Origin of the sequence: Blautia sp. XA-2221 (assembly GCF_028767025.1) — a bacterium.
GTDB lineage: Bacteria > Bacillota > Clostridia > Lachnospirales > Lachnospiraceae > Blautia_A.
Map to the genome: position 1 here is coordinate 114,383 of NZ_JAJQXX010000008.1, position 16,610 is coordinate 130,992.

Consider the following 16,610-nt stretch of genomic DNA (forward strand, 5'->3'; position numbering starts at 1 on the left):
TTTTTGTGGGAAATACATGGAACAGAGGAAAAAACTGTAATTTTTTTGCGTATTTTTGCAGATGATATCAAAAAAACAGTTGAATAATTTTGTGAAATCAGATATAATGTGTAAATGCAATAAAGGGATAGATAGGAGCCTGAAGGACTGTTATTTTTTTTATCATGAGTGTCCGCTATATAAGGACAAATGTTTACGCTAAAGTGGTAAAAAACGAAAACAGAGGAACTCTTTTATAGGAAAATCCTGAATTATACGAATAAAAGCGCATCCCTTTAATATTGTCAGAAAAAACAAAAAGGAGTGTATTTACGTGGGAAAATACGTTACAAAGCGAGTTCTTCTCGCTATTGTCACCGTTTTTATTGTCTGTGGTATCACATTCTTTGCCATGAACGCCATTCCGGGCGGACCTTTTGACGGTGAAAAAGCACTTTCTCCGGAAGTAAAAGAGGCACTGGAGAAGAGATTTAATCTGGATAAACCGGTAGGAGAGCAGTTTGTTCTTTATATGAAGAACCTTGCTCATGGAGATTTCGGTGTTTCCGCAAAAACAGGTCGTGACATCAAAACAACAATTTTTGAATCCTTTAAGGTTTCTGCAAAACTTGGAGGAATGGCAATCCTTACAGCCCTGGTGCTTGGCCTGATCTTTGGAAGTCTTGCTGCGCTTACAAGAAATCATCTTCCTGACCGGCTGATCATTTTCTTTTCAACATTGTTTACGTCGTTGCCCAGCTTTGTGTTTGCATCGCTTTTGCTGCTGGTATTCTGCGTTACTCTGAAGTGGGTTCCGGTGTGGAGTCCTGAGAACCAGAATTATGTGCTTCCGGTTATTGCGTTGGCAGCTTATCCTATGGCATACATCACACGTCTTACCAAGAGCAGCATGCTTGACGTTCTGGGACAGGATTATGTGCGTACCGCAAGAGCTAAGGGTGTATCCCGGATGAAAACGATTTTTAAACACACACTCAGAAATTCTCTGATTCCGGTTATCACTTATGTAGGCCCCATGACAGCCTCCATTCTTACAGGAAGCCTTGTGGTGGAAAAAATCTTTACCATCGGCGGTCTGGGTGCAAAATTTGTAGAGGCCATTACAAACAGAGATTATCCTCTGATCATGGGTACTACAATTTTCCTGGCGGTACTGATGGTAACGATGAACCTGATCACTGATATCGTATATAAGATGATCGACCCGAGAATTAAACTGGATTAAGGAGGAAACTAAGTGGATAACACCAGTAAAAATCTGGATGAGATGCCGAAGAAGTCGCCATTAAGCTTCCAGATTGATTTGAAAAAATTTGAAAAAGCAACTGATGAAGAGAAAAGACAGCAGGATGTTATGAGCGAGTCCACTTCTTTCTGGAAAGACGGATTCCGCAAGCTGAGAAGAAATCCGCTGGCTATGGGCAGCCTGGTAGTTCTGATTCTGATCGTTGGAATGATCTTTATCGTACCTCATGTAGTACCATATTCCTACTCTCAGATCATTACTGTAAATGGCAGAAGAGATAAAACAGCTTCCAATATGGCGCCGTTCCAGTACTCAGAACTGGAACAGAAGTACATAGAGGAAGGCGGTAAGGTATTCCCTCATATTATGGGAACAGACGAAATGGGACGTGATTACTTTGTTCGTGTTATTTACGGAACAAGAGTATCTCTGGCGGTTGGCCTTTTTGCCAGCATCATTGTCCTTATTATCGGAGTTATGTACGGAAGTATCTCGGGATACTTTGGAGGAAAGGTCGATCTGATCATGATGCGTATTGTGGATATTATATATTCGCTTCCCGATATGCTCATGGTGATCCTGCTTTCCGTGGTGCTCCGTGAAACGCTGAATGTAGACTCGATCCCATTCCTTCAGAAGCTGGGACCGAACATGATCTCCCTGTTTATTGTATTCGGTCTTCTGTACTGGACAGGTATGGCGCGTATGGTGCGTGGACAGATCCTTACTATTAAACAGAACGAATATGTGCTGGCAGCTAAGATCAGCGGCGCAAAATCAGGAAGAATCATCCGCAAGCATATTCTTCCAAACTGTATCAGTGTAATTATTGTATCAGGCGCTCTTCAGATCCCGTCAGCGATCTTTACAGAGAGTTTCCTGAGCTTTATCGGACTTGGCGTACAGGCTCCGATGCCTTCTCTTGGATCTCTGGCAAATGCGGGACGTGCGGGTCTGACTGCTTATCCTTATAAGCTGATCTTCCCGGCTATCATGATCTGTCTGATCACACTTGCATTTAACTTACTGGGCGACGGCCTTCGTGATGCCTTTGACCCGAAACTGAGGAGGGATTAAGATGAGTGAGAATATACTTTCAGTCGTAGACTTAAATACCTCTTTTCAAACTGACAGAGGAGAGGTTATGGCGGTAAACGGTGTTTCCTTTAATCTGGACAGGGGAAAAATTCTGGGAATTGTAGGAGAGTCCGGTTCCGGAAAAAGTGTTACCGCATATTCAATTATGCAAATTCTGGAAAAGAACGGAAGCATCAAAAAAGGCCAGGTTCTTTATAAAGGCCAGGATATTACACAGTTTTCAGAGAAACAGATGAGAGAATTCCGCGGAAAATGCTGCTCTATTATTTTCCAGGATCCCATGACAAGTCTGAATCCTGTATTTACTATTGGAAATCAGTTAAAAGAAGCAATCGAGCTTCATACAGAACGCAAAGGCAAGGTGGCAATGGACCGCGCCATTGAGATGCTGACCCTGGTTGGCGTCAACGAGCCGGAGAAACGTGTAAAACAGTATCCATACGAGCTTTCCGGAGGTATGCGTCAGCGTGTTATGATCGCTATGGCACTGGCATGTGAACCAGACATTCTGATCGCAGATGAGCCCACAACTGCTCTTGACGTAACCATTCAGGCGCAGATCCTGGAACTGATGCAGAGTCTTCAGAAAAAACTGGGTATGGCGATTATCATGGTAACACATGATCTTGGCGTTATTGCAGATATGTGTGATGAGATCATTGTTATGTACGGCGGCCGTGTCTGTGAGAGAGGAACTGCAGAGGATATTTTCTATCGTCCGGCTCATGAGTACACAAAGGGACTTCTGAAGTCTATTCCAAGTGTGGACCGCATGGGAGAGAAACTGATCCCGATCCCGGGAACTCCTATCAACCTTCTGAACATGCCGAAGGGCTGCGCATTCTGTCCGAGATGCGAAAATGCAATGAAAATCTGCATTGAGGAAATTCCACCGGAAGTTCAGATGCCTGACGGACATTTTGCTTCCTGCTGGATGAGTGTGAAGGAGCAGATAGAGGCGCAGCAGGAGGGAAAGAACAATGAGTAATGTAACAAATAAAAGCGAATATCTGGTTGAGGTCAACAACCTGAAACAGTATTTTCCTGTTAAGACAGGTTTTATGAAAAACACACCTCTGAAAGCTGTAGACGGTGTATCTTTTAACATTAAGCCCGGTGAGACTCTGGGTCTGGTAGGTGAATCCGGATGTGGAAAAACTACCGTAGGCCGCTCTCTTCTGAGATTATATACACCTACTTCCGGCGATGTGTTTTTTGACGGAAAAAGAGTAGATAAACACAGCATTGGCCATATGCGTAAGGAAATGCAGATGGTGTTTCAGGATCCGTATTCTTCTCTGAATCCACGAATGACAGTAGAAGATATTATCGGAGAGCCTCTGGATGTACATAAGCTGTATTCCGGTAAAGGTGAGCGCCGCGACAGGATCCTGGAGCTGATGGAACTGGTGGGACTGAATGCAGAGCATGCAACACGCTATGCTCATGAGTTCAGCGGCGGTCAGCGTCAGCGTATCGGTATTGCCAGAGCCCTTGCAACAAGACCAAGATTTATTGTATGTGATGAGGCAGTCAGCGCCCTTGACGTTTCCATTCAGGCGCAGGTGATCAATATGTTCGAGGAGCTTCAGGAGAAGCTGGGAGTAGCATACCTCTTTATCGCCCACGATCTTCTGGTGGTTCATCATATTTCCGACCGTATTGCGGTTATGTACCTGGGAAGGATCGTGGAGATCGCAGATGCAGACGATCTCAACGAATCTCCGATCCATCCGTATACTCAGTCACTGTTAAGTGCGGTACCTTATCCGGATCCTAAGGTTGCGAAAGAACGTCAGCGTATCATCCTTGAAGGTGATGTGCCAAGTCCTCTGCATATGCCTACCGGCTGTGCATTCCGTACCCGCTGCAAATATGCTACTGAGCGCTGTGCAAAAGAGTGCCCTACTCTGACAGACAGAGGAAACGGACATATGGTAGCATGCTTTAACAAATAAACCCGGATATCAGGACATACAATTTAAAGGGATACATTTTAAAAGGATACATTTACCGTGCAGGAATTGTGTGGTGTTTGTATAAACTGCAGTGAAAGCTGTAAATAAAATCCAGACAGGAGGAATTTTTTATGAAGAAGAAACACGTAGCACTTGCTCTTGCAGCAGCTATGGCAGTAACCACCGTAGGCGGGGCAACCGTATATGCTTCTGAAGAGCATGGACCATCCAGCGAAGCGGCACCGGCATGGGAGAACTATGATGCGCGCATCGCAGAAATCAGATCTGAAACAGACCTGGTTAAACGAGAGGCTCTGATGCATGAGGCAGAGGATGAGCTTATGAACACATGGGCGATCATTCCGCTGTATTATTACAATGATGTGTACATGCAGAGCACAGATGTAGACAACATTTATGCAAACCTGTTTGGCTTTAAATATTTCGGATTTGCAAAAGCTCCGGGCAATACTTTAAGCCTTCAGATCGCATCTGAGCCAAATAAACTTGACCCGGCTCTTAACTCTACTGTAGACGGCGCCTGCCTTGCAATTCTTGCATTCTCAGGTCTGTACAGCTATGATGCAGATGGAAAACTGGTTCCTGAGCTGGCAGAAGGCTGTGAGGTAAGTAAAGATGGTCTGACTTACACCTTTACTCTGAGAGACGGACTGAAATGGTCTGACGGTGAAGAGCTTAATGCAGAAGATGTGGTATACAGCTGGAACCGTCTTGTTACTCCTGAAACAGGTGCAGACTACTCCTATCTTGCTGACATCATTGCAAGAAAAGATGATGACACACTGGATATTGCAGGCTCAGGCAACACCTTTACTGTAAAACTGAAAGCTCCATGTGCATATTTCCTTGATCTGTGTGCATTCCCGGCATTTTATCCGGTTCCGCAGCAGTGCGTGGAATCAGCAGAAGGCGCTGATGGAAACCCGGGCGCATGGTGCGTGGAATCCGGCTTCGTTACTTCCGGTCCGATGACATGTACAGAGTGGAAACACAATGAGTCCATGACTTATGAGAAAAATCCGAACTACTTCAGAGCAGATGAGGTTTCTCTTGAGAAAGTTCAGTTCATGTTAAGTGCAGACGATACAGCAATCTGGAATGCATTTGAGGATGGTTCCCTGCAGTTTATCGACACAATCGCAACAGACATGATGGCAACAGCAAAAGAAAAAGAAGAATATCACAACATTCCTACACTGGGAACATACTATGCAGGATTTAATGTAAACAGTGACCTGTTCAAAGGTAAAACAATACAGCAGGCTGCAGATATGAGAAAGGCAATCAACCTTCTTATTGACCGCCAGTACATTGTTGACACAATCGCACAGGCTGATCAGGAAGTTGCAAACACCTTTATCCCAACCGGTATGTTAGACGGCAACGGAGGAGAATTCCGTACAAATGACGACGCTTACACATATCCGATGGAAGATGTTGTAGGATACTTTGATCCGAACGCATATGAGGAGAACCTGGAAGAGGCAAGAAAGCTTCTTGAAGGTGCCGGATATAAGTTCGATGAAAGTGGAATGCTTTCTGCAGAAACTCCGCTCAACATGACATATCTGACAAATGACGCAGAAGGCAATGTTAAGATCGGCGAGTCTATCCAGCAGGATCTGGCTGCTATCGGAATCAATGTAACTGTGGAAACCCGTGAGTGGTCTGTATTCCTTGACGAGAGAAAACAGGGTAAATTTGACTTCTGCCGTGAAGGTTGGCTGGCAGACTACAATGACCCGATCAACATGCTTGAAATGTGGGAAACAGAGTCCGGAAACAACGATATGCAGTTCGGAAGATAAGCATATCTGAGAAAATTTTTCTCTGAAATAAGCCAATATAAAAGCACTGCAAAGCAGGTAAAGAGATTATCTGCGGAGCAGTGCTTTTGTTGCATATTTATAAAATAAAACTGTATATTTATTGTATAAAAACAACTTGCATATGCTGTCGTAAATTAGTATAATGGAAAAAGGTTCGCAATAAAAATAAAGGGAGAGGAAATCAATGAATAACAAAGAGTTCAAACCGTATGTTCCGGCTGAAAAAATCACACCGGAAATGACGGTGACATCCATAATCATGGGTATGATCCTCGCTGTTGTATTCGGTGCAGCCAATGCCTATCTTGGCCTTCGCGTTGGTATGACCGTATCGGCTTCTATTCCGGCAGCAGTTATTTCCATGGGTGTTATACGCGTGATTATGAAGAAAAACTCCATTCTGGAGAGCAACCTGGTGCAGACGATCGGTTCTGCCGGAGAGTCTCTTGCAGCCGGAGCAATCTTCACAATGCCGGCCCTGTTTCTGTGGGCAGAAGAAGGCCTTACAGAAAAGCCGGGTATTGTAGAAATCACACTGATCGCACTTTGCGGCGGTATACTTGGTGTACTTTTTATGGTACCCCTTCGTAATGCTCTGATCGTAAAAGAGCATGCAACTCTTCTTTATCCGGAAGGAACTGCATGTGCAAACGTGCTTCTTGCAGGTGAAGAAGGAGGCTCCAATGCAGCTACTGTATTCTCCGGCATGGGAATTGCAGCTGCATTCAAATTTATCGTAGACGGTCTGAAGGTGATTCCTGCAGACGTTGCAGTTGCTTTTAAATCCTTTAAGGGCGAAATTGGTATGGAAGTATATCCGGCTCTTCTTGGTGTTGGCTATATCGTTGGACCGAGAATTGCTTCTTTCATGTTCGTAGGTTCCATTGTAGGATGGCTGGTGATCATTCCGCTGATCTGTCTGTTCGGACCTGATATTTCTCTGTACCCGGCAGAAGCTGGCGTAACTGTTTCACAGCTTTTTGCAGAGGGCGGAGCAGCAGCAATCTGGTCAAACTATGTAAAATACATCGGAGCAGGCGCTATCGCAACAGGCGGTATCATTTCTCTTATTAAATCTCTGCCTCTGATTATTTCTACCTTCCGTGATTCCATGAAGAGTATGAAAGGATCCCAGAACGGCGGTACTTTAAGAACAGATAAGGATCTTCCTATGGGCTTTATTCTGGCAGGAATCGTTGCTATGGTATTTATTATCTGGTTTGTTCCTGCAATCCCGGTAAACTTCCTGGGCGCGCTGATGATCGTGGTATTCGGCTTCTTCTTTGCAACCGTATCTTCCCGTATGGTTGGTATGATCGGTTCTTCCAATAACCCGGTATCCGGTATGGCGATTGCCACACTGCTTCTTGCTACTTTTGCCATCAAGGCAACAGGAGAAACCGGTATTGACGGAATGAAAGGCGCTATTGCGATCGGTTCCGTTATCTGTATCGTTGCTGCTATTGCAGGCGACACTTCTCAGGACCTGAAGACAGGATACCTTCTTGGTGCAACACCGAAGACACAGCAGATCGGCGAGCTCCTTGGCGTTGTTGTTTCCGGTCTTGCTATCGGTGGAGTTCTCTATCTTCTTGACGCTGCATGGGGATATGGCACTGCAGAGGTTCCTGCTCCTCAGGCTGGTCTGATGAAGATGATTGTTGAGGGTATCATGGGCGGAGATCTGCCATGGACTCTGGTATTTGTAGGTGTATTCCTTGCTCTGGGCCTGGAAATCTTAAGAATTCCGGTAATGCCTTTTGCAATTGGACTTTACCTTCCGATTTACCTGAACACAACCATTATGATCGGTGGTATTGTTCGTATGTTCCTGGATAGACGTAAAAATGTTGACAGCAAAACAAAAGAATCTCAGGTTACCAATGGTACTCTGTACTGCGCGGGTATGATCGCCGGAGAGGGACTTGTGGGTATTTTCCTGGCTATTCTGGCAGTTGCCGGAATCAGTATTCCTGCATTTATCAATCTGGGAAATATCGGCGGCGTTGTGATCATGGCTCTCATGATCCTTGGTCTTCTGAAATTCTCCTTATGGAATAAAAGAAAAGCCTGATGAGAAAAAAGAAAGATAAAGGTATGCAGATCAACTATCTGGATCTTATTCCGGAAAAAAATCAGTCGCTGAAATGGCACACAGATCTGAAGGACAGAGTGATCCTTGAAGTGGAAAACACAGGGATCATGAACAAAATCGCCCAGACTGTATTTAACAAGCCGCGTTTTACCAAAGTCCATCTGGACGCTCAGGGAAGCTTTATCTGGCCTCTGATCGACGGAAAACGTACAGTGACAGATATTGCGCTTCTGGTAAAGGATAAATTCGGGGAGGCAGCTGAACCTCTGTATCCCAGGATTATCAAGTATTTCCAGATTGTTGAAAGCTATCATTTTATTAAATTTGTAAATATGCCTCAGAAATAGGGCAGACTAAGAGCGGGAAGCGGCATGGGCCGTCTCCCGTTCTTTTAGGATAAGGGACGCTTTATCGCGTTAGAGTTATATCACTACAGGAGGAGGCTTTTATATGAAACTGGCAGGAAAAAGATCTATATGGCTTGAGTATCTGGTTATTTTTCTGGGAACAGGGCTGATGGCAACTGCGATCAAGGCATGCTTTGATTCATGCGGACTGGTTACAGGCGGCTTTTCCGGAGCAGCCATTCTGGTAAAGGAGTGGACCAGAGGAATTGTGGAAAACGGAGTCCCTCTGTGGGTGACGAACCTGAGTCTGAATATTCCTCTTTTTATTCTGGCAACAAAGCTGAAAGGATTTTCTTTTGTAAAAAAAGCTCTGGTGGGAGATATGACTCTTACCATGTGGCTGGCAGTTCTTCCGGAGTGGAAGCTTTCTGATGATCTTCTTCTTTCCTCCGTTTACGGAGGGATCATCCTTGGCGCAGGAATCGGAATGGTATTTCTGGGCGGAGGTACAACCGGAGGAACGGACATGCTTGCTGCCATTATCCAGAAATATATGCGTCATTATACCATTGCGCAAATCATGCAGTTTATTGACGGTTCCATTGTCCTTGTGGGTATGTATGTATTCGGAATCCGTAAAGGGCTTTATGCCATCATTGCAGTTTATCTTGTAACAAAGGTATCGGACGGGTTGATCGAAGGTCTGAAATTTTCAAAAGAAGTGAATATTATTACGGATAAGCCGGAAGCCATTGCAAGGATGATCATCCATGATCTTGACCGGGGCGTAACAGGAATTTCTGCAAAGGGAATGTATTCCGGTCAGGAAAAACTGATGCTTTACTGCGTGGTTGGAAAGAAAGAACTGGTTCAGCTGAAAGAAAAAATTGATGAGATTGATCCCAAAGCATTTGTGATTGTAGGCGATGCAAGAGAGGTCCATGGAGAAGGGTTTATAGAAAGATAGGAAAAATACACAAAAATCACCTGAAAATTTGTAACAAATTTACGATTTCCTCTTTTAATTTTGGTGATATTGTATTAAAATACCTTTATGTACAGGTTTCTTTATGGGAAAAAGAAGAGACATGCAGAATGCATGAGAAGGGATGTTTGCAGATGATATCAAATCAGGTACTTCAGAATACACTGGAAGGGTTAAAGGAAATATCCAGAATCGAGTTTTGTATTATAGACACAGAAGGAAAGGTTCTGGCATCCACATTTTCGGATTTTTCAGTTCAGCCGGGAGATGTGCAGGCGTTTGTAGAATCTCAGGCTGACAGTCAGCTTGTAAAAGGATTTCAGTATTTTAAGGTGTGCGACGATTATCAGCTGGAATATATTCTGGTTGCACATGGCGACGATGAGGACACTTATATGGTTGGCAAGCTGGCAGCGTTCCAGGTGCAGAATCTGATCGTTGCTTATAAAGAACGTTTTGATAAGGACAGCTTTATCAAAAATCTTCTTCTTGATAATCTTTTGCTGGTGGATATCTACAACCGTGCCAAGAAACTTCATATTGATGCGGACGTACGCCGTGTTGTTATGATCATGGAGCTTCAGCAGGAAAAAGACCACAATGCAATGGAAGCGGTAAAGAGCTTTTTCGGCGGAAAAACAAAAGATTTTATTACGGCAGTGGATGAGAGAAGCATTATTATCGTGAAACAGCTTGAAGACGGAGAAGGCTACAGTGATATGGATAAGCTGGCTCATGCGATTCTTGACACACTGGGCTTTGGTCTGGAGAACGGCACTCATATCGCATACGGAACAATTGTCTGTGAGCTGAAAGAGGTTTCCAGATCTTATAAAGAGGCAAGAATGGCTCTGGATGTTGGAAAAATCTTTTTCGGTGACAGGGATGTGATCGCATACAGTTCCCTGGGAATTGGCAGACTGATCTATCAGCTTCCGATACCGCTTTGTAAAATGTTCATCAAAGAAATTTTTGAAAATAAATCTCCGGATGATTTTGACGAAGAAACACTTGTCACAATTGACAAATTCTTTGAGAACAGCCTGAACGTGTCTGAGACATCAAGACAGCTTTACATTCACAGAAATACATTGGTATACCGTCTTGACAAACTTCAGAAAAGCACAGGGCTTGACCTGAGAGTGTTTGAGGATGCCATTACATTCAAGATTGCTCTTATGGTTGTAAGATATATGAAATATATGGAGACACTGGAATACTGATGCGGAAAACATATGGGATTGCTGTTTTACCTCGGCGTGCAACAGTATCATGTGAGCAGTTATCATCTGGTTCCATATAAACAGTAGGGGAGGATTCTTTGGAATTCTCCCCATTCTTAAACAATAAATTAATGTAAAAATTTTATGAAAATCTTTTGGATTTCAAAAAAACACTTGAAATTCTTTCGGAAGTATGTTACAACATTGTTACAAAAACATTAAAATGCTTATTTGCGGGATGCAAACTGATACTGCCGGAATCCCATGGCAGTATTTTTCTGTGAAGAGAAAGCAATGGTTTGTTCTAAAAGGAGGAACATATGATAGATCTGATTGATGTAAGTAAGTCATACGGAAAAGGTCTTCCGGCTGTCAGTCATGCGAACTTACATGTGGATAAAGGAGAGTTCGTTTTTGTAGTAGGAAGCAGCGGGTCCGGTAAGTCAACTCTGATCAAGCTTCTGATGAAAGAACTTGACAGTACCAGCGGTCAGCTGATCGTAAGCGGTGAGCGTCTGGAAACAATGAAACACAGCAGAGTTGCCAAATACCGAAGAAAACTTGGCGTTGTATTCCAGGATTTCCGTCTGCTTAAAGACAGAAATGTATATGAAAATGTAGCTTTTGCCCAGCGTGTGATCGGAAGGCCGGGAAAGGTGATCCGTAAGCGTGTTCCTGAAGTGCTTATGGAGGTTGGACTTGCAGAGAAATATAAATCCTATCCGGATGAGCTTTCCGGTGGTGAGCAGCAGAGAGTGGCTCTTGCCAGAGCGCTTGTAAATCGTCCGGATATTCTGCTTGCAGATGAGCCGACCGGAAATCTTGATCCCCAGACAGCAGAGGAGATCATGAATCTTCTGGCAGAGATCAACGAGCGCGGAACGACTGTATTGGTAGTAACCCATAATAAAGAAATTGTAAACTCCATGAAAAAACGTGTTGTTACCATGCATGAGGGCGTCATTGTCAGCGATGAGAAAGAAGGAGGATATCATGAGGCCTAGTACCATATGGTTTACCCTGAAACAGGGTGTTAAAAATATAAAAAGAAACTGGATGTTTTCCATTGCGTCAATTCTTACAATGGCGGCATGTATCTTTCTTGTAGGTATTTTTTATTCTATTGTAAACAATGTGGATAATATTGCTCACAAAGTAGAGCAGGAAGTGCCGATCACAGTATTTTTTGACGAGGGAACAACCCAGGAACAGATTGATATGATCGGCGAGCAGATCAGACAGCGCCCGGAAGTGCAGGAAATCGTATTTACCTCTGCAGATGAGGCGTGGAATGAATATAAGGAAAAATATTTTGACGGATCTGAGGCCGCAGAGGGATTCCGGGATGACAATCCACTTGTAAACTCTGCCAACTATGCAGTTTACATGAATCAGATTGAAAAGCAGACAGAGCTGGTTAATTTTATTCAGGGGCTGGAGCATGTGCGCGAGGTAAATCAGTCAGAGGAGGCGGCAAAAACTCTGGGAAGCTTTAACCGTCTTGTGTCCTACGCTTCTATGGCAATTATCATAGTGCTTCTGCTGATTTCTGTTTTCCTGATCAGCAATACGGTTTCCGTTGGTATTTCTGTCCGTAAGGAAGAAATCGGAATTATGAAATATATAGGAGCCACAGATGGGTTTGTCCGGGCGCCTTTTGTGATGGAAGGTATTGTTCTCGGTATTGTAGGCGCAGCGATTCCTCTGATAGCTCTGTATTTTGTTTATAGTTCAGCGATAGAGTATATACTGACAAGATTTAATGTTCTCACAGGCATTGTTGCGTTTATTCCGGTAACAGAGATTTATAAAGCACTTGTTCCTATTGGCCTTGCACTGGGAATTGGAATCGGTCTGATTGGAAGCTTCCTGACAACCAGAAAACATCTTCGGGTATAAGGAGAAGTATCCCGGCACAGTCAGTATACATAAAAAGTCCGGATTTTTCCGGAAATGATTTTTGAAAATAAAGAGAAATGAACAAGCGGCATAAGGCTTTGTCTTTCAGCGGAAAGAGAGCATTGTGCCGTTTGTTTTTACAGGGGGCAGGAATATCAATGAAAAATAAAGAGTATATAAAAGGAATTGCTGCAGGCGTTGCACTTTCTCTGGCAGTGGGAGCAGGCGGATATCTGGGCTATCGCCTTCAGTATGACGGAGTTCTTTCGGATTCGGAGCATGTACGCAAGTTGAAATTTCTGGAACATCTGATCGATGAAGAGTATTTGGGGGAAGTAGATCAGGAAAAACTTGCAGAGGGGCTTTATACAGGTCTGGTATATGGTCTGGGAGATGTCTATTCCAGATACTACACGGCAGAGGAATATGAGCAGGAGAATTCTTCCACTATGGGAGCCTATGTGGGAATTGGTATTGCAATGCAGAAAAATAAGGAAGGCGGCGTCCGGATCGTGGAATGTTACGAAGAAGGTCCGGGGGACAAGGCAGGGCTGAAGGCCGGAGATATCATCAGCGGTATTGACGGCACAGATATCACGGAAAAGGATGTCTCAGAAGTTGTGGACATGATCAGAGAAAGCGGAAAGGAAAAAGTGGTTCTGACCGTTCACAGACAGAATGTGGAAAAAGCCATGGAAGTGACTGTAGAGATCACAAATGTGGAGCTTCCTTCTGTATTCAGTGAGATGCTTGAAAATCAGGTGGGATATATCAGGATATCTGAGTTTACAGACGTGACTCCGGCTCAGTACGAGAAAGCGTTTTCCGGGCTGAAGGAACAGGGAATGGAGAAACTGGTGGTGGATCTGAGAGGAAATCCGGGAGGACTTCTGACTTCTGTATGTGAAATATTAAACAGTATTCTTCCGGAAGGGCTGATCGTATATACGGAAGATAAATACGGAAACCGCAGTGAGGAAAGATCAGAAGGCAAAACACCACTGGATATGCCTTTTGCGGTATTGGTAAACGAAAACAGCGCCAGCGCTTCGGAGATTTTTGCCGGAGCGGTCCAGGATTATGGAATCGGCACGATCGTGGGAACTGTTACTTATGGAAAAGGCGTGGTTCAGGAGCTTCGACCCCTCAGTGACGGAAGCGCGGTAAAGCTTACGGTTTCCAATTACTACACGCCAAAAGGACACTCCATTAATGAAGTGGGCATCAAACCGGATGTGGAGGTGAAACCGGATCCGGAGCTTTTGAATCAGGAGGAGATTACGCATGAGGAGGACAATCAGCTTCAGGAATCGCTGAAAGTGTTATAAAGGTATTGTCAGTTCTTTTTCATTTTTGTTGCACATATCGAACTGTAATGGTATGATAAATGCACAGAACGGCTTCCGTAACAGCGGAGCATATTAAGACAGCCTGATGTTATGATCTATAAAATGGAGGGGAAAACATGAAGAATTATGTGATCACAACGGATAACAATGCAGATCTGCCGGAAAATTATTACAGAGAACATGGGGTGGGCTGTATGTACCTCAGTTATACAATAGATGGAACGCATTATACTCATGAGAACTTTATGGAGGAATCTGAATTTTATAAGAAAATGAGAACAGGTTCCATGCCAACAACTGCTCAGGTGAATCCGGAAGAGGCAAAAGAACTGTTTGAGCCATATCTGAAAGAGGGAAAAGACATTCTGCATATTGCTTTTTCCTCCGGTCTCAGCGGAACCTGCAATAGCTGCCGGATCGCGGCAGAAGAACTTCTGGAAGAGTATCCGGATCGCAGGATCACGATCGTAGATTCTCTCAGCGCATCTCTGGGGCAGGGGCTTCTGGTTTATCTGGCGCAGAAGAGGAAGGAAGACGGCCAGGATATGGATACAGTGGCAGAATGGACAGAACAGCATAAGAAAAATATCGTACATCTGTTTACCGTGGATGATCTGGATCATCTGCACAGGGGAGGGCGTGTGTCAAAAACAGCAGCAGTCCTGGGCGGTATGCTGAATATCAAACCGATTCTGCATGTGGACGAAGAAGGGAAGCTGATTCCCATAGGAAAGGTACGGGGGCGCAAAAAATCTCTTCTGGAGCTGGCTGCTCTGATGGACAAAAAAATCGGAACCTATGCTTCTTCTTGTGATACCGTGTTTATCAGTCATGGGGACTGTCTGGAAGAGGCTCAGTATCTGGCAGATAAAATAAAAGAAACATATCAGGTAAAGACAGAGATCATCAATTATGTAGGCGCAGTGATCGGCGCTCATTCCGGTCCGGGCACAATGGCTTTGTTTTTTGTGGGAGATGAGAGATAACAAACGTCAGGTATCTGTGATAAATAATATTTCAAAGTAATAAAAATGTAATAAAATCATAATAATTTGTAAAAAAAGCTTGCTTTTTCTTCAATCTTTCCGTAAAATAGAAAAGAAAGGCTGGCGTCAGACAGAGCTGCCAGCAGGAAATACATTCAGAATTCATCTTGAGAAAGGAAGGGTTGAATGAAAACAATAGGAAAAAGATGTGCGGCATTTCTTCTGGCCGCAGTTATGCTGGCTACCACTGTTTTTTGTACGGAAGTTCCGGTAAGCGCTGCAAGTATTAGAAATGAGAAGATTTCAGTAAAAATCGATGCCTCTTCTACAGTGGCTCTTAAGATCAGCTGGAAGCCGTCCTCTATGGCTCAGGGATATGCGATCTACAGAAGAGAGTCTGTAAAAAAGCCGTTCCAGCGCATTAAGATAGTCGGCAGAGAAGTTACATCATATCTGGATCGTAATCTTCCAAGCGGAAAGTCATACCAGTATGCTGTCCGGGCTTACCGCAAAGAAAACGGCAAGAATGTTTACAGTGGATATACAACAGCAATCGCATCCACCCGTCCCCTGGCTCCGGCTTCTATCAGAGCAAAAGCTGTATCAGAAAAAAGAGTTAATGTATCCTGGAATCCAGTATCAAGAGCAGATGGCTACAGAGTATACAAGAAAGTTGCAGGAAAAAGCTGGACGCTTGTGGCAGATGTGAAAAAAGACAGAAAATCGCTGGCAGATATGAAGGTTTCTCCAAGTACTAAGTATATATACAGTATTCGTTCATACAGATTAAGCGGCGGTGTAAAGTATACTTCAAATCTGGTGCAGAGCCAAGAAACAGAAACTGGCGCAGGAGACTCCGGTGACAGCGGCAACCATTCAAAATATAATTCTGCTCAGAAAGATGTTATGAAGAAAATCCTGTACGCAGTGGAAACCGGAGGTCAGGTTTACGGAAGACAGGATTATACGGATTTCACAGAAGCATATACCAACAGTGGAGCAGAACATGCAATCACCATTGGCGCAGGCCAGTGGTATGCAAATGAAGCAAGAAGGCTGCTTCTTCTGATCCATGAAACTATGAGCGCTAAAGAATATGCAAAATATGACCCGAAAAATTATGTGTGGAATGATGTGAAAAACATAAAAGACTGGTCTTCTTACAGACTTCCGGAGGAATCAGGAAGAGCCCGGATCATGGTCAAGCTGATCAGCTCTCCTACAGGTATCAAATGTCAGGATCAGCTGATGTACCAGCAAATAGGAGAAATGGAAGCGATAATTCGCGAGAAATATCATGTCACAGAAGTCAGGTCAGTAGGAATGTTTATTAACATCCTTCATCAGGGCGGGGAAGGTTCAGTTGCCCGGGTTCTGAAAAAGACAAAAAGACCGGTAACTCTTGATAATATCTATCATGCCCTTCAGTCAGATACAGGCAATCAGGTAGGGGCATATAAGTCAAGACAGAAATTTGTCTATGAGGCGCTGAAAACATATATGAGATAAGAAAAATTCACAGCAGAGCAATGATGGAAGAACAGTTTCCGCATTGCTCTGTTTTATCGTATTTT

Annotated in this window: 14 protein-coding genes; all 14 read left to right on the top strand. The window is 43.9% G+C overall.

Annotated features, from left to right (window positions below; translation table 11 throughout):
• The first annotated feature begins 313 nt into the window (after positions 1-313).
• The 14 genes from LU279_RS08560 to LU279_RS08625 all read left to right on the top strand — a co-directional run bounded on the left by LU279_RS08560 (position 314) and on the right by LU279_RS08625 (position 16,545).
• On the top strand, positions 314-1,225 hold the full coding sequence (locus tag LU279_RS08560; protein WP_274422151.1) for an ABC transporter permease: 912 nt from the start codon (positions 314-316) through the stop codon (positions 1,223-1,225).
• Positions 1,226-1,267: 42 nt separating this feature from the next.
• Positions 1,268-2,323 carry an ABC transporter permease gene (locus LU279_RS08565; RefSeq protein WP_274422166.1) on the top strand — a complete coding sequence of 352 codons (1,056 nt, stop codon included), beginning with the start codon at positions 1,268-1,270 and terminating at the stop codon, positions 2,321-2,323.
• A gap of 1 nt (position 2,324) precedes the next feature.
• Positions 2,325-3,332 carry an ABC transporter ATP-binding protein gene (locus LU279_RS08570; RefSeq protein ID WP_274422152.1) on the top strand — a complete coding sequence of 336 codons (1,008 nt, stop codon included), beginning with the start codon at positions 2,325-2,327 and terminating at the stop codon, positions 3,330-3,332.
• A complete protein-coding gene (locus LU279_RS08575; RefSeq protein ID WP_274422153.1) occupies positions 3,325-4,302 on the top strand; it encodes an ABC transporter ATP-binding protein in 978 nt (325 codons plus the stop codon). Before LU279_RS08570 ends, LU279_RS08575 begins: the two co-directional genes overlap by 8 nt.
• A 131-nt stretch (positions 4,303-4,433) precedes the next feature.
• The gene (locus LU279_RS08580; protein ID WP_274422154.1) at positions 4,434-6,131 is read left to right on the top strand and encodes a peptide ABC transporter substrate-binding protein; all 1,698 of its coding nucleotides are present in this window, start codon (positions 4,434-4,436) and stop codon (positions 6,129-6,131) included.
• Positions 6,132-6,336: 205 nt separating this feature from the next.
• The gene (locus LU279_RS08585) at positions 6,337-8,226 is read left to right on the top strand and encodes an OPT family oligopeptide transporter (RefSeq protein ID WP_274422155.1); all 1,890 of its coding nucleotides are present in this window, start codon (positions 6,337-6,339) and stop codon (positions 8,224-8,226) included.
• Entirely contained in the window at positions 8,226-8,594 is a 369-nt protein-coding gene (locus tag LU279_RS08590; protein WP_274422156.1) for a PqqD family protein, read from the top strand. The genes LU279_RS08585 and LU279_RS08590 overlap by 1 nt, the downstream gene beginning before the upstream one ends.
• Positions 8,595-8,697: 103 nt before the next feature.
• Positions 8,698-9,561 carry a YitT family protein gene (locus LU279_RS08595; RefSeq protein WP_274422157.1) on the top strand — a complete coding sequence of 288 codons (864 nt, stop codon included), beginning with the start codon at positions 8,698-8,700 and terminating at the stop codon, positions 9,559-9,561.
• Positions 9,562-9,713: 152 nt separating this feature from the next.
• A complete protein-coding gene (locus tag LU279_RS08600) occupies positions 9,714-10,802 on the top strand; it encodes a PucR family transcriptional regulator (protein WP_274422158.1) in 1,089 nt (362 codons plus the stop codon).
• Between the two features lie 320 nt (positions 10,803-11,122).
• Positions 11,123-11,806 (top strand): cell division ATP-binding protein FtsE, encoded by a 684-nt coding sequence (gene ftsE / locus LU279_RS08605; protein WP_274422159.1) that lies wholly within the window; start codon positions 11,123-11,125, stop codon positions 11,804-11,806.
• Positions 11,796-12,701 carry a permease-like cell division protein FtsX gene (gene ftsX, locus LU279_RS08610; RefSeq protein ID WP_274422160.1) on the top strand — a complete coding sequence of 302 codons (906 nt, stop codon included), beginning with the start codon at positions 11,796-11,798 and terminating at the stop codon, positions 12,699-12,701. Before ftsE ends, ftsX begins: the two co-directional genes overlap by 11 nt.
• Before the next feature lie 158 nt (positions 12,702-12,859).
• Positions 12,860-14,029, top strand: a complete 1,170-nt coding sequence (locus LU279_RS08615) for a S41 family peptidase (RefSeq protein ID WP_274422161.1) — start codon at positions 12,860-12,862, stop codon at positions 14,027-14,029.
• 137 nt (positions 14,030-14,166) lie between these two features.
• The gene (locus LU279_RS08620) at positions 14,167-15,036 is read left to right on the top strand and encodes a DegV family protein (RefSeq protein ID WP_274422162.1); all 870 of its coding nucleotides are present in this window, start codon (positions 14,167-14,169) and stop codon (positions 15,034-15,036) included.
• 186 nt (positions 15,037-15,222) lie between these two features.
• Complete coding sequence (locus LU279_RS08625) at positions 15,223-16,545, top strand: fibronectin type III domain-containing protein (protein ID WP_274422163.1); 1,323 nt, start codon at positions 15,223-15,225, stop codon at positions 16,543-16,545.
• The last annotated feature ends 65 nt before the right edge of the window (positions 16,546-16,610 follow it).